The organism is Colwellia sp. MB3u-4 (assembly GCF_014077065.1).
Lineage (GTDB): Bacteria > Pseudomonadota > Gammaproteobacteria > Enterobacterales > Alteromonadaceae > Cognaticolwellia.
Genome location: NZ_JACGVE010000088.1, coordinates 275,383 through 293,685, shown reverse-complemented (window position 1 = coordinate 293,685; position 18,303 = coordinate 275,383). Strand labels below are relative to the sequence as shown.

General features: G+C 39.9%; 12 protein-coding genes. All 12 read right to left on the bottom strand.

Features of this window, described 5'->3' with window-relative positions; translation table 11 throughout:
- Positions 1-207: 207 nt before the first annotated feature.
- Positions 208-1,596 (bottom strand): DUF1329 domain-containing protein, encoded by a 1,389-nt coding sequence (locus H4J61_RS15480; protein WP_182137800.1) that lies wholly within the window; start codon positions 1,594-1,596, stop codon positions 208-210.
- Positions 1,597-1,617: 21 nt separating this feature from the next.
- A complete protein-coding gene (locus tag H4J61_RS15475) occupies positions 1,618-3,663 on the bottom strand; it encodes a DUF1302 domain-containing protein (RefSeq protein ID WP_182185982.1) in 2,046 nt (681 codons plus the stop codon).
- A 306-nt stretch (positions 3,664-3,969) separates the two neighbouring features.
- On the bottom strand, positions 3,970-4,185 hold the full coding sequence (locus tag H4J61_RS15470; RefSeq protein WP_182137798.1) for a DUF2835 family protein: 216 nt from the start codon (positions 4,183-4,185) through the stop codon (positions 3,970-3,972).
- Between the two features lie 8 nt (positions 4,186-4,193).
- Complete coding sequence (pepN, locus tag H4J61_RS15465) at positions 4,194-6,755, bottom strand: aminopeptidase N (protein WP_404852070.1); 2,562 nt, start codon at positions 6,753-6,755, stop codon at positions 4,194-4,196.
- Between the two features lie 107 nt (positions 6,756-6,862).
- Positions 6,863-8,320: a Na+/H+ antiporter NhaC gene (nhaC, locus tag H4J61_RS15460; protein ID WP_182185977.1), complete on the bottom strand. Its 1,458-nt coding sequence runs from the start codon at positions 8,318-8,320 to the stop codon at positions 6,863-6,865.
- A 237-nt stretch (positions 8,321-8,557) separates the two neighbouring features.
- Entirely contained in the window at positions 8,558-10,594 is a 2,037-nt protein-coding gene (prc, locus tag H4J61_RS15455) for a carboxy terminal-processing peptidase (protein WP_182185975.1), read from the bottom strand.
- Between the two features lie 15 nt (positions 10,595-10,609).
- Entirely contained in the window at positions 10,610-11,395 is a 786-nt protein-coding gene (proQ, locus tag H4J61_RS15450; RefSeq protein ID WP_182137794.1) for an RNA chaperone ProQ, read from the bottom strand.
- A 20-nt stretch (positions 11,396-11,415) separates the two neighbouring features.
- Positions 11,416-11,703, bottom strand: a complete 288-nt coding sequence (locus H4J61_RS15445; RefSeq protein WP_182137793.1) for a hypothetical protein — start codon at positions 11,701-11,703, stop codon at positions 11,416-11,418.
- Entirely contained in the window at positions 11,703-12,179 is a 477-nt protein-coding gene (locus tag H4J61_RS15440; protein ID WP_182137792.1) for a GAF domain-containing protein, read from the bottom strand. The genes H4J61_RS15445 and H4J61_RS15440 overlap by 1 nt, the downstream gene beginning before the upstream one ends.
- A gap of 542 nt (positions 12,180-12,721) precedes the next feature.
- Positions 12,722-13,915, bottom strand: coding sequence for a 2-methylaconitate cis-trans isomerase PrpF (prpF, locus tag H4J61_RS15435; protein WP_182185972.1), 1,194 nt, complete (start codon positions 13,913-13,915; stop codon positions 12,722-12,724).
- 376 nt (positions 13,916-14,291) lie between these two features.
- Positions 14,292-16,934 (bottom strand): Fe/S-dependent 2-methylisocitrate dehydratase AcnD, encoded by a 2,643-nt coding sequence (gene acnD / locus H4J61_RS15430; protein WP_182185969.1) that lies wholly within the window; start codon positions 16,932-16,934, stop codon positions 14,292-14,294.
- 152 nt (positions 16,935-17,086) lie between these two features.
- Positions 17,087-18,211 carry a 2-methylcitrate synthase gene (gene prpC, locus H4J61_RS15425; protein WP_182137789.1) on the bottom strand — a complete coding sequence of 375 codons (1,125 nt, stop codon included), beginning with the start codon at positions 18,209-18,211 and terminating at the stop codon, positions 17,087-17,089.
- Between the last annotated feature and the right edge of the window lie 92 nt (positions 18,212-18,303).

Here is an 18,303-nt window from a genome sequence, read left to right as displayed (position 1 = left end):
TAGCTCCATTCATTTGGACTGTAGAGGCCATAAGCCTCAAATTAGGTATATTAAGGAGAAAATGGGCTTTAGCAATGCCCATCGATACCAAGATATCCACCGTCTTTAGCTTAGCTAATAAACGGTGGAATAAAAATTAAATAACTATTTGAAAACTTTAAAACAAAAACGGCTAGCACTCGCCAGCCGTTTTATCAAGGTTATTACTTATCTGCGACCTTCACGACGTAATGCTGAAGACGTAAAGTCAACATCATTTAAATCGGCTGAAAAGTCATACATACTGGCTTCGTTATCTAAACCCATCGCAATATAACGACGAGATTGTAGATCATGAAACACTTCTAAAGTTGACCATTGCGTTGGTACTTCATAGTAATTAATACCATGGGCAACACCCACTCGGTATAGTTCATCACGGTTATCATAAATATCAGTAACCGCTACTTGCCAGCTATCTTCGTCAATATAAAACACGCGTTTTTTATAAGTATGACGTGTATCTGATTTTAAGTTAGCCTCGACTACCCAAACACGATGTTTCTCGTAACGTACTAATTCAGGATTAATATGACCCGGTTGTAAAATTTGATCATATTTTAAATCATCACTATGCAAACGATAATCATTATATGGAATTAACAACTCTTGCTTGCCTTTTAATGTCCAATTATAGCGATTCGGTGCGCCGTTAAACATATCAAAGTCATCTGTTGTTCTTAAACCATCTGACGCTGTACCTGGTGCGTCATAAGCAACATTAGGTGCACGACGAACACGACGTTGGCCGGTATTATAGGTCCAAGCTTGGCGAGGTGTTTTTATTTGATCCATAGTTTCATGAACCAATAAAGCAGTACCTGCTAAACGTGCGGGCTCAGTCACTTTTTGTTTAAACTTAAATAAAATATTGGTTTTTTGAAGCTCTTCAGCTTTAACACCCTTAACGCCATAGGGTATAAGTAACTGATCATCAAATCCCATGTAGGTATAATCGCCTGACGCCGTTGGCGCTGCTTGACCACCTTCACGAGTCAATTTTTCACCACGATAGCGTAAAATATGATTCCAAATAGCTTCTAAACCATCACTTGGTACTGGAAATGGGATACCAATTGCCGCTTGAATAATACCATTTCCGCCTTCAACTAGTTCAGTTCTAGTGGCATTTTCCACAGTCGCCTGATAAACATGCTCAGGATATGATGCTGAACGACGAGATTGATAAACACTCATCTTGTAAGTATCAGGATAAGTTTCAAATAACTTAATTTGGCCTGGCGTTAATAAATTTTTATATTGCGCAAGGTTCTTAGCTGTAATGGTATACATTGCCTTGTCATCAGCAAATGGGTCTAGATGATGATCACCCACTTTATAGCCCGCAGGTGCTGATGTAATTCCACCTGTCCACGCTGGAATAGAACCATCTGCGTTAGCTGCACGAACAGCACCAAAGGGCGTTAATTCTTTTTGTAACTTAGCTGCATCTTGCTCGCTAATTTTTGCAGTAGCGCTGGTTGATGCTAATGCTACGGTTACCGCTATTGATACTAGCGTTACCTTTTTAAAGGTATTTTTAAAAATATTTCTCATGAAAGTAATCCTCCTACAGCCTTAAATTGAATACTTGATGTTAAAAGATACGTAATCGCGATCTTCCAATTGGTTCGTAGTGCCTACACCACCAAAAAAGCTGTTGTAGCTAAAATCAGCAGACCAACGGCTTTGGTAATCGAACCCCAAACCTAATGACACTGACTTTCTATCTTCAACAAACAAGAATAAAGGATCCGGTGTAATACCATTCACATCATGTGAAAAGACAACTTTTGGTGAAACGTTAATGCCGGCAAACACGTTGGTATAATCCAATTTACCTACAAAGCGATAACCCCATGCAAAAGCACTTGGGAATGGGTTGGTTTCAACGCCGTCTTGTAGCGCTAGTTCTAGACCTTCTTTACCTGCAACACCACCATTTCGGCTAGTGCCTGGGCCATTTAGACGTAAAACATCTTGCTCTGGCATATCACGAATATCAATACCACCCACTTCAAGCAAGGTCACAAATTGACTGGCGCCAAGCGTTGGTCCCCATAAATGGGTTAAAGTCATTTGTGCTTGTATTGTGTCAGATAAAATATAGCCATTAGCACGTGTGCCACCAGCGAAAGTAGGCATTTGCGAAATACCATCAAGCTCATCACGCCCTAAATTATTCGCTAATTGTTGTGGCATAGCCGCAAATAACAATTCAACGTCATCTATTTGCAACGGTTCATCTTGACGGAAGGTCACTTCACCGGCAACCGATGTTGTGCCAATAGCGGTATTAAAGCTTAAAGCATACAGTTTTATATCTTCAATATAATCCAGTTCAACACGAGAAAAAGCCTGTAAATCCGTATAGTTATCTTGTGTGATTTCAGTCGACGCTAACATACCAACATCATGAGCTAAAGCTGCGCCGGTAAAGTCAGCGGTAATACCTGAAAATACTGGACGTCTGCTATGATAATTCATGTGATACAAGCTAACTTCTGTATCATTTAACGCCGGTAAATACCAAGAAAGGCGCAAACCGTATTGACCGCCATCTTCTGGATCGTTTTCAGCGCCGTCTTCACGTAAGGTTAATTTCGTTGGGAAACCACCCACATAAGCACCAGCAGCGTCAGCAAGAGCAACATTGCCACTTAATATTTGCGCTCTTAAGCCATTTAAATTGTTAATTAATGAGTCAAGATCCATATCTGGATTACTAGCAAAGTTTAATTGCACATTATTATAGTGGCCACCATCACCGGCAAAATCATTAGTTGAAAAATAACTCCCTGGTGCAGGTAAAACAGTTTTTTCCCAGCTATATTGATAAAACATTTCAACGTTAAAAGTTTCTGTAACCCCTAGCGATGCCCATACGGCGCCAAAAGGAATAAAGGCTTCTTTTAACTCTGCGCCAGGTGCTTTTAAGCGGGCAATATCTACAGGGTTAAGTTCACTAATACCGTGAGAGATTAAGGTACTTTCGCCCCAACTAATCACCTGTTGACCAACACGGACAGAAAACGGCATTGCACCGAGTTCAAAATCACCATAAACAAAAGCATCCAACATGCGAACATCACGACATACTTGGTCTTTCGCTTCATTATCACGGCATGGATCATTAACCTTACCAGAACTTGGATTTGTCCAAGCTCTATCGCCGTCGACCATTTCAAAATCATAAAAATACATAGCGCGACCAAAAAAACCTAAGTTTTCATAACGCACACCAAGCTCATGTGTCCCTTTAATTAATTTTGAAAAGCTTTCGCCCGAATTAAAATTTAAATTAGCGTTATCGCCATTGGTCGAATAACTTCCAGCCCCGTCCCATACAGTAGCCGCACTCGGATTAGCATTTAGTATTGGATGATATTGGCTAAAATCAAAACCATTATTAACGTTATTAGATTTACCAACGTTGTCATTCCAATTACGGTCTTCTACTCGCCAGCTTGTACCTGCTGAAAATGTAGAGTCAAAAGTAATGTCGAAGTTTCCTAACTCAAAGATTTTTGCTTGAACATTAACATTAGCTAATGTTATCAAAGCGGCAGCTATACTCAAAGCCAGTGGCTTTTTGTAAAAACCGTTGCGAAGGTTCTGTTTCATTTCCTATCTCCCCAGATGTGATTTTGCATTTTATTTTTATATGCTACGTACATGGTATAAAACAATAATTACATCATTTTGACCCAGTGGCAAGTGCTAAAGTCTTTGTTAAAGCCCTTTATATTCAAGACTTGAATCAGGTCATCTGATGAGAACAAAAAGGCGTTTAAAACGCTTGTTTTAAACACCTAATCTTAATAAGCTGTAATCCTCAAATAGTGAACAGAAATAACCGCCGACATACAACCTGCTAATAGCGACACTTATTTCAAATGGTCCGACCACTGTTTAAAGCAAAAACTCTAATCATGATACTTTATCTAATGATAAAAACTTATTGTTAAGTGTTTGCAAGCAAAAGCGCCCTTTAATGCCATTTCTAGTTAAATAAACTCGTAAATGCATCGCCGGAAATTCAACCTTTACTCTCTGCTCGGTCATAACAATAATGGATTTAATTCGCCCTTGATAATAAGGTAAGTATTCTTGGCTCGTTATATTCAAGCTAAAATAGTACTTCATGCTTTTTCCTAATGCGCTAACGCAGCATCAAGTTTTTCTTTTAAATCTTTTGAAAGATTTACTTGCTTAGCCAATTGTTCGAGCTTGGTTTTTATCATGGTTTGTCTGTACTGATCAAACGACTTAAATTGAATAAGCGGCGTAATTAATCGCGACGCCACTTGTGGATTAATATCGTTAAGCAGAATTAATTGTTCAATTAAAAACTGATAACCTCGGCCACTAGCACAATGAAAATAACGAGGATTGCTAGCCGTAAAAGCACCAATAAGGGCACGAACTCTATTTGGATTCTTTAAGCTAAATAAAGGATGTGCAATAAGTGCCGCTAAATTTTCATAGATAGCCTCCTCATTAACACCTGCTTGTATCGCAAACCATTTATCCATGACTAATGCTGTGTCAGACCATTTATGCTCAAAATCTAACATCATATTACCAAAGTTTTCATGACTATTTTTCGCCGCACAGTTAAGCACAGCTAAAGTGTCGGTCATATTATTTGACTGCTGAAACTGCTTGGTTAATAAAGCTTCTTGGCTACTAAGCGTGCTCAAGTAAGATAGGCAAATATTTTTTAATGCCCGTTTACCGATAGCAATACCGTCACTTGCATAATCAGCTTGTATATTTTGCTGATACTGCTGTAAAAAAAATGGTGCTAGTTCTTTTGCTAAAACATGCTTAACACTATCAATGGCGTCAAGTAGAGCGATAGGGTCAACTTCTTCAATATTATCAACTAATTCACTAAAGCTCGGTAATGTTAATTGCTCAGCTTTAAAAGCGGCTGAAATATCGGCGGTTAATATGGTTTTAAAGGCTTGGTATAAATGTTCAGGTAAACTCAACGTCGGTTGCAGCATCAGCTGAGTGATATAGGTTGTTAAGAGTTTTTGCCCTGCATCCCAGCGACAAAAATCATCGTTAGCACGGGTCATAATACATTGTAGGTCTTGATCCGATTGTGAAAATTGGCTTTTAACCGGTGCAGAAAACTCCGTTAATAAAGCCAACACAGGTTTCTGGCTAAAAGCTTTAAAAGTCCATGTTTGCTTTTGCTCGGTTAATTGTAGTAACTGCGACTGATTTGGCTGATCATCATTAGCAATTAATTCAATACCAACAGGAATATGCAAGGCAGGATTTTCGCCATTAGTTTGCGCTATGGTTAAGTGATATTCAGACAAGTCTTCGTCAAAGCTTTCGCTAATCTGTAATACAGGCGTTCCTGCTTGGGTGTACCAGCGCTTAAATTGGCTAAAATCAACACCCGATGCATCTGCCATAGCACTAATAAAGTCATCACATGTCACCGCCATACCATCAAAGCGTTGAAAGTATAGGTCTAAACCTTTTCTAAATTTATCCACGCCAAGCAAGGTATGAATCATACGAATAACTTCAGCACCTTTTTCGTAAACCGTTAAGGTGTAAAAGTTATTCATTTCGATAACTTTTTCTGGTCGAATCGGATGGGCCATTGGGCCAGCATCTTCGGCAAATTGCAGCGAACGTAACACCCGCACATTTTGAATACGGTTAACTGAAGCTGAATGCATATCAGCACTAAATTGCTGATCTCTAAATACTGTCAGCCCTTCTTTTAAGCTCAGTTGAAACCAATCTCGGCAAGTAACGCGGTTACCGGTCCAGTTATGAAAATATTCATGGGCAATAACTGCCTCAACATTAAAGTAATCAACATCGGTCGCGCTAGCTTCATCGGCTAAAACGAATTTACTGTTAAATACATTCAGACCTTTGTTTTCCATCGCGCCCATATTGAAAAAATCAACAGCGACTATCATGTAAATATCAAGATCATATTCAAGCCCAAAGGTTTCTTCATCCCAGTTCATCGCATGTTTTAACGACGCCATAGCATGATGCGCTTTATGAATATTGCCTTTATCAACAAATATTTCCAAGGCAACGTCACGACCAGAACTGGTGTTATAAACATCTTTTAAAACATCAAAATCACCGGCAACTAAGGCGAATAGGTAACAGGGTTTAGGAAAGGGGTCGTGCCATTGCACAAAATGCTGACCACTGGCTAAGTCGCCTGCAGCGATCTTATTACCATTGGACAACAAATAAGGAAACTGCGCTTTGTTGGCAATAACTTTGGTGGTAAACGTTGCCATGATATCGGGACGGTCGAGGTAATAGCTAATGCGCCTGAAACCTTCCGCTTCACACTGAGTGCAGTAGGCCTCGCCTGACTTAAACAAGCCTTCAAGTGCGGTATTTTCAATAGGATTAATTTCAGTAACGATTTCTAGCGTAAATTCGTTGCGATCAATAGCAAGGGTTAAACTGGTATCACTGACGAGATAATCATCACTTGAGAGCGGTTCATCATCAATCAAAACTGATAATAAAGTTAAGTGCTCGCCATCGAGTATCAAGGGTTGATTATCTGCCACCTTTCGAGTCATGTGCATGCGATTAGTAACGTGAGTTTTATATTCATCAAGTTTAAAGGTTAACTCAACGGTAGAAATAGAAAAGTTTGCTTCGCTATAGTCAGCTAAATAGCGTGGGGTAAAATCACTCATGCGCATCCTTAATAGAGTACATTGTATCTTGGTTAGAAGTTAACGCCTGTAATAGACATTAAAAAGCCTGTATTAAACAGGCTTTGTGAATATTTATTAATTTTGTAAATTTTTTAGTTCTTTGTCACTAGTCTTTTTATCTTAAAGCCCATATAACCATATGTCACGGCTAAAATAGGGTTAATTAAATTAAAGAAACAATAAAAGATATAATCATAAGATGTTAATGCCATAGCGCCAAACATAAATGCACCACAGGTATTCCAAGGGATTAATGGTGAAGTAATAGTGCCCGAATCTTCTAATGTTCGGCTTAATACTACTGGGTCTAAGCCTCTTTTTTCATATTCTTCTTTGTACATTCTTCCCGGCATCACTATAGCCATATATTGGTCGGCTGTGATCAAGTTAGTGCCTATACAAGTCGCTACGGTACTGGCAATTAAGCTACCTGTTGATTTTGCCTTCGCTAAGATTGACTCAACAAATTTTTTCAACATACCTAAATGCTCTAAAATTGCACCAAAGCTTAATGCGGTAACCACTAGCCAGATAGTATTTAACATGCCCGACATGCCGCCACGGCTTAATAGTTGATCAATTTCCGCGTTACCTGTGTCGACAACTACGCCGTCAAAAAATGCCGTCCATACTACCATAATAGTGGCTTTAGTTGAATCTACACCTTCTTGAGCCATGCTAGAAATCAAGTCTTGTTGAAAAATCACCGCCCAAATAGCGCCTAATACCGCACCGATAGCAACCGCTGGAAATGCTGGCATTTTTTTATAAGCCATTATTAATAGTAGCAGTAAGGGGATTAAGTTCAAGGCTGATATATTATAGGTATTTTCCAAGGTACTGGTTAATGACACAATACTATCTGTGTTCCCCACCCCTGAAGTAGAATGATTAAAGCCAATAATAAGAAATAAAATTAGCGCTATGGTAATTGAAGGAATCGTTGTCCATAGCATGTAGCGAATATGAGCAAATAATTCACTACCGGCTACCGCAGGGGCTAAATTAGTCGTTTCGGATAATGGCGATAATTTATCACCAAAATAGGCGCCTGATATGACGGCACCAGCAGTAACCGATGGCGATAATTCAAATCCGCCAGCAATACCAATAAATGCAACACCTACTGTCGCGGCAGTGGTCCAAGAGCTGCCTATGCTCATCGCTACAACACCACACACTAGGCAGGTTGCGGCATAAAACCAACTGGGGTCTATAATTTTCAAGCCATAATAAACCATCGTAGGCACAGTACCTGATAACAACCATGTACCAATTAATGACCCTACTGCTAATAAAATTAGCACCGCGCCTAAAGAAATTGATATGCCATGGATAATCGATTTTTCCATCTCATGCCATTTATGACCATTTTTTAGCCCAATCACCGCAGCTACGCCCGTCGCTAAAAACAAGGCTATTTGGTTAGGTCCTGATGATGAACTATCACCAAAAAAAGTTACCGCGGCAATTAATAAACAAATAAGGACAACTATTGGAATAAGAGAGTCCAACATAGAAGGTTGTCGCGAAGATTGAGGGTCAGACATAGATAAATTTACACCTTATTATCTTAATTATTATAGTGGTTAAATTATTTGTGCTAGTAAGATGCCGACTGTTCGCAGATAGTGCAAGCTATTTTTGACAATAATCTGCTAACTAGCCCTTTGTTTATAAGGATTTAAAGAATAATTATGCAGTTATTTCAGGTAAAAATCAGTCGAAGAAACCTGGCACTAAAAAGCCACCCTAAGGTGGCTTTCATTATTGTATCAGTAAAGCAGCTATTTTTTGGCGACTTTACCCAGTGACACTAAGTCAAAGGTAATTCTTGCTGTTTCGTCTAAAAACGGGTCTAGTGCTTCTAAATCTTCTGGTAAGTCATCTAAGTCAGCTACGTTTTCTTTACCCATAACGGTAAGTCGTTCATTCGCACGCTTTAATTGCTTAGCCTTACGACTTTCTCTTTTTTCTTTGCGCTTGGCTAAGTTTAATGAGATATTTTTATCATCTTTTTCAGCTTTATATTCTGCAATATCAGAGAGTAAATAATTAAACTCTTGATTTTTTTCAACACGTGAACTGTACAATGAAATTAAATATGATACATCTTTGCTAATATCATCAAGCTTATTATATTGCGCTTTTGGGATTTGGTCCCAAGGCAAGGCGTTTTCTTCTTTACTTTCGCCCCAATCAGCTGGATCTATCGCCGATGGAAATTCAATATCGGGTAATACACCCCGGTGTTGGGTGCTACCACCATTAATGCGATAAAACTTGGCAATGGTAAATTGAATGCTGCCAAACGGTTTTTCGTACAAATCATAGACACGGCCTAGACCTCTATGTTGCTGGACAGTGCCTTTGCCAAAAGTGTGTTCACCAACAATAATGCCTCGTCCATAATCCTGAATGGCTGCTGAGAATATCTCTGACGCTGAAGCACTGTAGCGATCGACCATAACAGTCAATGGCCCGTCATAAAAACTAATACCGTCTTTATCACTGTTAACTTGTACGCGGTTAGCACCATCACGCACTTGTACTACGGGGCCTTTATCAATAAATAGCCCGGTAAGTAAAGTTGCCTCTGTTAACGAGCCACCACCATTGCCACGAAGGTCAACAATGATACCAGCCACGTTCTCCTCTTTAAGTTTAGCTATTTCAAGCTTAACATCGCGAGAAAGATGGTTGTAAAAGCTGGGGATAGTGATCACACCCAGTTTTTTAGTGTTCTCATCCCCTTCTTTTTCAAAATAGACTTCTGATTTTGCCGCGCGATCTTCAAGTTTTATGGTATCTCTAACAATAGAAACCACTTTAATGCTGCTGTCATCTTCTGATTCTGCGCCTAAAACTTGTAACCTAACCTTGCTGCCTTTAGGACCTTTGATCAGTTCAACAACATCGTCTAAACGCCAACCAATAACGTCGACAAACTCTTTATCATCTTGTGCAACACCGACAATACGATCTTTAGGGTTTAATTCGTTAGATTTATCAGCCGGGCCACCAGAAACCACACTTTGAATAACGGTATAGTCTTCTTCTGCACGTAAAACTGCACCAATACCTTCCAGTGATAAATTCATTTCCATTTGAAAACGTTCAGCATTACGGGGAGATAAATATGAAGTGTGTGGTTCAACTACGCGGGCAAAGCTGTTCATGACGACTTGAAACACATCTTCACTTTCACTTTGCTTTAAGCGTTTAATCGCGTAACGATAACGTTTGCCTAATACTTCTTGAATTTTTTCCCACTCTTTACCGGCTAACGTTAAATTTAATGCATCATATTTAACTTTTTTACGCCATAACTCGTCTAATTCATCAACAGAGTTAGGCCATTGAGCATCTTCCCGATCAAAGTCGTAGGATTCATCAAGGTCAAAATCAAAAGGTTTTTCGCTTGCTAAAAGGCTTAGTGCATATTGATAGCGTTCTAATCGGCGTTGTAAATTAAGGTTGTAGATTTCATAGGCAACATCAAGTTTACCGCGGGCAATAACCGTATCAAATTCATCACGATACTGCTCAAAGCCTTTAACGTCAGCAGCCAGAAATACGTTACGAGCGTAATCTAATTGCTTAATATAACGATCAAAAATTTGCTCTGAAAGTAAGTCATCAATTTTTATTTTTTTGTAGTGTGCACGCGTAAACTGTGCCGTAATTCGCTTTGTAGAGGCAGCATGTTGACTTTCTGGCGCCAGTATCAATAAGCTTTCATTGTCTACCTTAGTCTCAGCAAAAACTGAGATGCTGGCAAGTGACAATGATACCGCTATAGCTATACAACAAAATTTATGCATTCACATACTCCAAATTTATTCTGTAAAAATATTTTTAACTTGTGTTTTCACAACCATACCTGAGTTTAATTGTACGCTAACATCTTTGCCAGAAACTTCTGTAATAACAGCGTCCATTGAAGATTGTCCCAATTGCACTTTGATATTTTTGCCAACAACAACATTACTTGTTTCAACCGGTTTAAGTGTAACGGTTGGTTTTGCAACTACACGCTTGGTTGATTTGACCGTATTGAATTTTTCTTTACGGCTACCATCTGTAGAGTCTTTAGCAACCGGCTTAGTTCCCTTAGCAGCATTACCTTTATAAGGTTTTTTAGCCACTTTGTCTTTAGGTTTTTTGGTACCAAACTTTTCTTGGCTTTCTTTTAATGTTTTGCTGGCATAATCTGCTTGTTCTTGATCAATCTCTGCAGAGTCATTACCGTCAATATCAATTCGAAAACAGCCTAATTTAATCGCTTTCAAATAACGCCAGCTACTTGTGTAATGTCTAAGTGCTTGACGTAGGCGAGTTTTACTTACCGTTTCATCACCAATCAGCTTTTCTGCTAAATCTTGAAAAATGCCAATTTTTAATGGTTTTGCAGCACCTTCGATAGAAAAACATGCTGGAAATTTTTCCGCCAAATAGCCAATAATTTCTTTTGTGCTAATACGCTTAACTTCAGCATCAACATTTGGCGTTGTTTCAACCACCGCATCTACTACTGGTGTTGTTTCAACTGCTGCGTCTGCTACTGTTGTTTCAACTGCCGCGTCTGCTACCACTTTTACTTCACTTTCTATTTTAGTTTCCATAAATACAACTTTTCAAAATTTTAATTCTGCTCTGCTAGATATTGTTCACGATTTTCCAACAAATGTCGGCACCAATCATAAATATCTTCACTTTCGATTTCAGCTAAGGCTTCTTGCCCTATCCACGTGTCCCACACCAAAGAAAGCAACTGCTCTAAAACCTCTGGTGCAATATCTTCTTCTGCTAAGTCATAAACGGTATGATAAATCTCGTTAATACGCTCAGCAACTATCTCTTCATCACCTTCCCAATCGCCAACAACGGCTTCTGAAACTAGGTAGTCATGAATAACAATAAATTCTTTCATTAGTTTACCACGCCATGGTTAATCATAACATTTTCAAACAAACTAATTATTTTTTCTAATCCTGCTTGATCATCACTATCAAAACGATTGAATGCTATGCTGTCAATATCAAGCACAGCTATCACTTTCTCGTTCAACCTTAAAGGTAATACTATTTCAGCATTACTGCTAGCGTCACAAGCAATATGACCGTCAAACGCATGCACATCAGCAACACGTTGTACTGCATTTTTACTTGCCGCTGTTCCACAAACCCCACGACCTAAAGGGATACGGATACAAGCCACTTTACCTTGAAATGGACCAAGGACAAGTTCGTCATTGATCAAACGGTAAAAACCAACCCAATTAACATCTGCTAGTTGCTCAAATAACAAAGCACTGACGTTGGCCATATTAGCAATCACATCAGTTTCATCACTGATCAAGGCTTCAACTTGCTTATATAAGTCACGATAAAAGGTGTTTTTTGTCATTAATGAAGATGCCTACAATAAAAACGCATAACATACCCTGATAGCGCAGAAAACTAAAGCGCTATCAGCAGCAATTCGCAATTATCTAGCAATTTTATGATAAATATTAACTTTAATGGCGCATTTATCATTTTTTCATCGTTAAATCGTCTACTACTCGCTTTTTGATATATTTCTTTAAGCTTTTATTTTGCCAACCTTGATGATTATTTATTTGCGGTTTAACAACCATCTCTTTATATAAATAGTGTCATATTGCTCAACAGCCATAGGTTTTATTTTTGCCATAGCCAATAGATAAATCATGCATGCTTACATAACTCTCAGTCAATAGCACAATATAGCAGCATAGAGTCGAACAATAGCGAGCTATTGTAATGACGCATAGCAATTAATTAGTCTCACGTAAATGCCTTGAAAATTTTTACAGATAACAATTTTTATAATATAAAAATCTTGTGCATTAACAAAAAGCACTATCAAAAGCATTACTGATAGTGCTTGATTAAAGCCTTTATCGCTGTTCAAAGCCAGTTAGGAGCTTAAAATGAATCCGCAGGAATACGCACCCAACCTTCCATTAATACCCGAGCACTGCGGCTCATAATGGCTTTATTTACCGTCCACATATCATCAACCTTTGACGCTTGAGCACCTACTTTAAGGGTGCCCGATGGGTGACCAAAAACAACAGCGTCACGTTCGCCACCACCAGCGGCTAAATTCACTAAGGTGCCTGGAATTGCTGCTGCAGTGCCAATCGCCACGGCTGCTGTTCCCATCATTGCATGATGTAACTTACCCATAGATAAAGCACGAACATGTAGGTCTATATCCGCAGCGCAAACCGCTTTACCACTTGATGTTACATAGTCTTTAGCGGCACTAACAAAAGCAACCTTTGGGGTATGTTGGCGTGCAACGGCTTCAGATACATCATTTATCAGACCCATTTTAATTGCGCCAGCAGCACGAATAGTTTCAAAACGTGCTAATGCCGCTTCATCATTATTAATCGCCTCTTGTAATTCCGTACCTGTGTAGCCAATATCTTCAGCATTTAAGAAAATAGTGGGAATACCAGCACTGATCATAGTGACTTTAACTGTAGCTGCTTTAAAAGTACCTATCGCGGGAACTGCTAGCTCATCAACTACATTACCTGTCGGAAACATAGCTTCACTAGGGTCAACAGGCGCTATAAATTCTACTGGTACTTCTGCAGCAGGAAAGGTTACGCCGTCAAGTTCAAAGTCACCAGTTTCTTGTACTTGCCCATGCGTAATAGGCACGCGAGCAATAATCGTTTTGCTAATGTTTTTTTGCCAAATACGTACCGTACAAATACCATTTTCCGGAATACGGCTAGCAGCAACTAAACCCGACATAATGGCAAATGAGCCCACTGCAGCGGTCAAATTCCCACAATTACCACTCCAATCAACAAACGCTTTATCTATCGCCACTTGACCAAATAAATAGTCAACGTCGTGATCTACCACAGCACTTTTAGCCAAAATAACGGTTTTACTGGTACTTGATGTAGCCCCACCCATACCATCGGTTTGTTTACCGTAGGGATCTGGACTACCAATAACTCGAAGTAGCATATTGTCACGAGCTTGCCCCGCTATTTGGCAACGCTCTGGCAAGTCAGTAAGATTAAAAAACACACCTTTTGACGTACCACCTCGCATATAGGTTGCGGGGATTTTTACTTGAGAAACTGAAGACATTTAACACCTCTAAATTTTATCAATATGAGCCACTTTACTCACCTTCCATGTGAGAAATTTAGTGTTCGTTGATCGCATCGACGTTGCTTCACATCCATGTGATCACGTCAAAACGCTCGTTGATTGCATCGACATTCCTTCACATCCATGTGATCACGTCATACCGTTCGTTGATTACATCGACGCTCCTTCACATCCATGTGATCACGTCATACCGTTCGTCCTGAACATAAAAAGCAGCAATTAAATTGCTGCTCATATTTTTCATTAACCTTTACTATCTAAAGCCATTATTTTTATTGACCACAAGACAGCTGTACACCCGCTATATTCATAGCTCAGTACAGATAACGCCACTATCATCAAAAATAAGCCTTTAGCCATTAGACTCTAAAAAATCGTTGGCAAACTTTTGTAAAACACCACCGGCTGCATAAACAGACACTTCTTCAGCTGTATCTAAACGACATTTTACTGGAATCTCAACGACTTCGTCCTGACCATTATCTGAGCGTCGCGTCATGACTACCGTCATCACTCCACCTGACGTTGGCGTACCCACTACATCGTAAGTTTCTGAACCATCAATATGATAAGTATGACGGGTTTCACCGTTAATAAACTCTAACGGTAACACGCCCATACCCACTAAGTTAGTACGGTGAATACGCTCAAAACCTTCAGCAATAATCACTTCAACACCCGCTAAACGAACACCTTTCGCCGCCCAATCGCGTGATGAACCTTGACCATAATCAGCACCGGCAATAATAATAAGCGGCTGCTTGCGTTCCATATAAGTTTCAATGGCTTCCCACATCCGAGATTCAGTACCTTCGGGCTCAATACGCGTGAGTGAGCCTTGCTTAACTTCACCTTTGTCATCACGACACATTTCGTTAAATAATTTAGGGTTAGCAAATGTTGCACGTTGCGCGGTTAAATGGTCACCACGATGAGTTGCATACGAGTTAAAGTCTTCTTCTGGCAAGCCCATTTTATGTAAGTAAGCACCCGCAGCACTGTCCAATTGAATAGCATTTGAAGGTGATAAATGATCGGTGGTAATGTTGTCACCCAATACCGCTAATGGCCGCATACCTTTCATGGTACGTTCACCGGCTAATGCGCCTTGTCCCTCTGTATCCCAGTAAGGAGGACGACGAATATAAGTACTGGTTTCATCCCAAGCGTATAACGGACTTTCAGCGGGCTCAAAAGCGCCTAAATCAAACATTGGTGTGTAGATTTTTTTGAATTGCTCAGGTTTGACACATGAGGCAACAATCGCATCAATTTCTTCATCACTTGGCCAGATGTCTTTCAGCGTAATGTCGTTACCGTTTTGATCTTGACCTAAAATGTCTTTTTCAATATCAAAACGAATAGTACCGGCAATAGCGTAAGCAACCACTAACGGGGGTGACGCTAAAAAGGCTTGTTTTGCATACGGATGAATGCGGCCATCAAAGTTACGATTACCTGATAATACGGCGGTTGCATATAAATCACGGTCAATCACTTCTTGTTGAATCTTTGGATCTAACGCGCCACTCATGCCGTTACACGTTGTACAGGCGTAACCTACAATACCAAAACCTAGTTTTTCCATTTCAACCAATAAGCCCGCTTCTTCTAAATAAAGCTTGGCTACTTTTGAACCTGGCGCAAATGAAGATTTAACCCAAGGTTTACGTACTAAGCCTAGCTCATTTGCACGTTTAGCAATCAGGCCTGCAGCGACAACATTGCGCGGATTAGAGGTATTTGTACAAGAGGTAATAGCGGCAATAATGACCGCACCATCAGGCATTTGGCCATTAGCTTCTTGCACTTTACAAGCAGCAAGATCTTTAGCGATATTTTTTGAGGCTAAATCAGCTGTCGCTAAACGACGATGTGGATTAGAAGGACCGGCTAAGTTACGACCTACGCTTGATAAATCAAATTCGATCACCCGTGGATATTGCGCCTCTACTAAATCATCAGCCCACAGGCCAGTGTGCTTAGCATAAGTTTCAACCAGTGCTATTTGCTCTGGTTCACGCCCGGTAATTTTCAAATAATCAATGGTTTGTTCATCGATGTAGAACATAGCGGCTGATGCACCATATTCTGGAGTCATGTTTGAGATAGTCGCTCGATCACCAATAGTTAAGCTTCTAGTGCCTTCGCCAAAGAATTCTAAGTAAGCAGACACCACTTTTTCATTACGTAAAAATTCAGTGATCGCTAATACTATATCTGTTGCTGTGATGCCCGGTTGACGTTTACCGGTCAGCTTTACACCGATAATATCGGGTAAGCGCATCATAGATGGACGACCCAGCATAACGGTTTCGGCTTCTAAACCACCAACACCAATAGCAATAACACCTAAGGCATCAATGTGTGGTGTGTGAGAATCAGTACCAACACAAGTATCAGGAAAAGCGACACCGTCACGCGCTTGAATAACCGGCGACATTTTCTCTAAATTAATTTGGTGCATAATGCCGTTACCCGCGGGGATAACATCAACATTTTTAAAAGCAGTTTTGGTCCACTCGATAAAATGAAAGCGGTGTTCGTTACGACGGTCTTCGATTGCCCGATTTTTCTCAAAGGCTTCACTATCAAAGCCAGCAGCTTCTACGGCCAGGGAATGGTCGACAATTAATTGTGTGGGTACAACAGGGTTAACTTTAGCTGGGTCACCACCTTGATCCGCAATAGCATCTCGAAGGCCGGCTAAATCAACTAAAGCGGTTTGACCAAGAATGTCATGACAAACCACACGTGCTGGATACCAAGGAAAGTCTAAATCTTGCTTGCTTTCAATAATTTGCTTTAGCGAATCAGTTAAGGTTGCAGGGTCACACCGGCGAACTAATTGTTCAGCGAGCACACGTGAAGTGTAAGGTAGTGTTTTATAAGCACCGGGCTTGATTGTTTCAATCGCTTCTCGTGTATCGAAAAAATCTATTGTTACACCATTGTGTTTATAACCTGGCAAAGGTTTGCGGTAATCGTAATTCATAACTTACTCCACATAGTAAAAAAGAGTACAACAGACTCTTTTTAAGTAATTTAATTAATGACACGGCATTATCACTAGCAGCTTACAGCAGCCCTATCAGCATAGATAAGGCTTTTATTTATATTGATGCTAAGTAATAACTACCTGTTAGCTTACCTAGTAGCGATAGGTTGCACTTTACGAGGCTCTGCACCAATGTAGTCAGCAGACGGGCGAATAATACGGTTGTTTTCACGTTGCTCCATAACATGAGCCGCCCAACCCGTTAAACGAGAACAAACAAAAATAGGGGTAAATAATTTCGTTGGAATGCCCATATAATTGTAGGTTGAGGCATGAAAAAAATCAGCATTACAAAATAACTTTTTGCTGTCCCACATAAACTCTTCACAGGCTACTGAAATATCGTATAACGAAGTATCACCATTTTCAGCGGCCAGCTTTTCAGACCATGCTTTGATGATGACATTACGTGGATCAGATGTGCTGTAAATCGCATGTCCAAAACCCATGATTTTTTCTTTACGCTCAAGCATACCAGCCATTTGTACTTTGGCATCAGCAGGAGAGTTAAACTTTTCAATCATGTCCATTGCAGCTTCGTTAGCACCGCCGTGAAGTGGCCCACGTAGCGTACCAATAGCACCGGTCACACATGAGAACATATCTGATAGCGTTGAAGCACAAACACGTGCCGTAAACGTAGAGGCATTAAATTCATGCTCAGCGTATAGAATTAATGATACATCCATCACGCGCTCATGCTGTTTAGACGGACTTTTACCATTTAATAGACGTAAAAAATGTCCACCTAGCGACGCTTCATCTGAAGTACAGTCAATTTCTATACCCTCATGTGAAAATTTATACCAATAACACATAATGGCAGGAAAAGCCGATAACAAGCGGTTTGCAGCTTTATTTTGTTCGCTAAAATCATTTTCTGGTTCTAAATTACCTAAAAATGAACAACCCGTGCGCATAACATCCATTGGATGTGCTTCTTTTGGGATCAGCTTAAGTACAGCTTTTAAAGCTTGCGGTAAATCACGCATCGCCAATAAATCAGTTTTATAGCTAGCTAGCTCTGTTTCATTAGGGAGTTCACCGTTGAAGAGTAAGTAAGCCACTTCTTCAAAAGTTGAATTTTCAGCTAAATCAGCAATATCGTAACCACAATAAGTTAAGCCCGAACCTGATTTTCCTACCGTACATAAAGCTGTGTCGCCAGCACTTTGTCCACGTAAGCCAGCACCTGATAATTTTTTATCTTTCATCATTTTTTCCCCTAGTACTTAACAGTGATTAATTTACTGTTAAGGGTTAAATTTAGTTTCTTATTGATGTATTTTAATGCTTATAGCCGTTC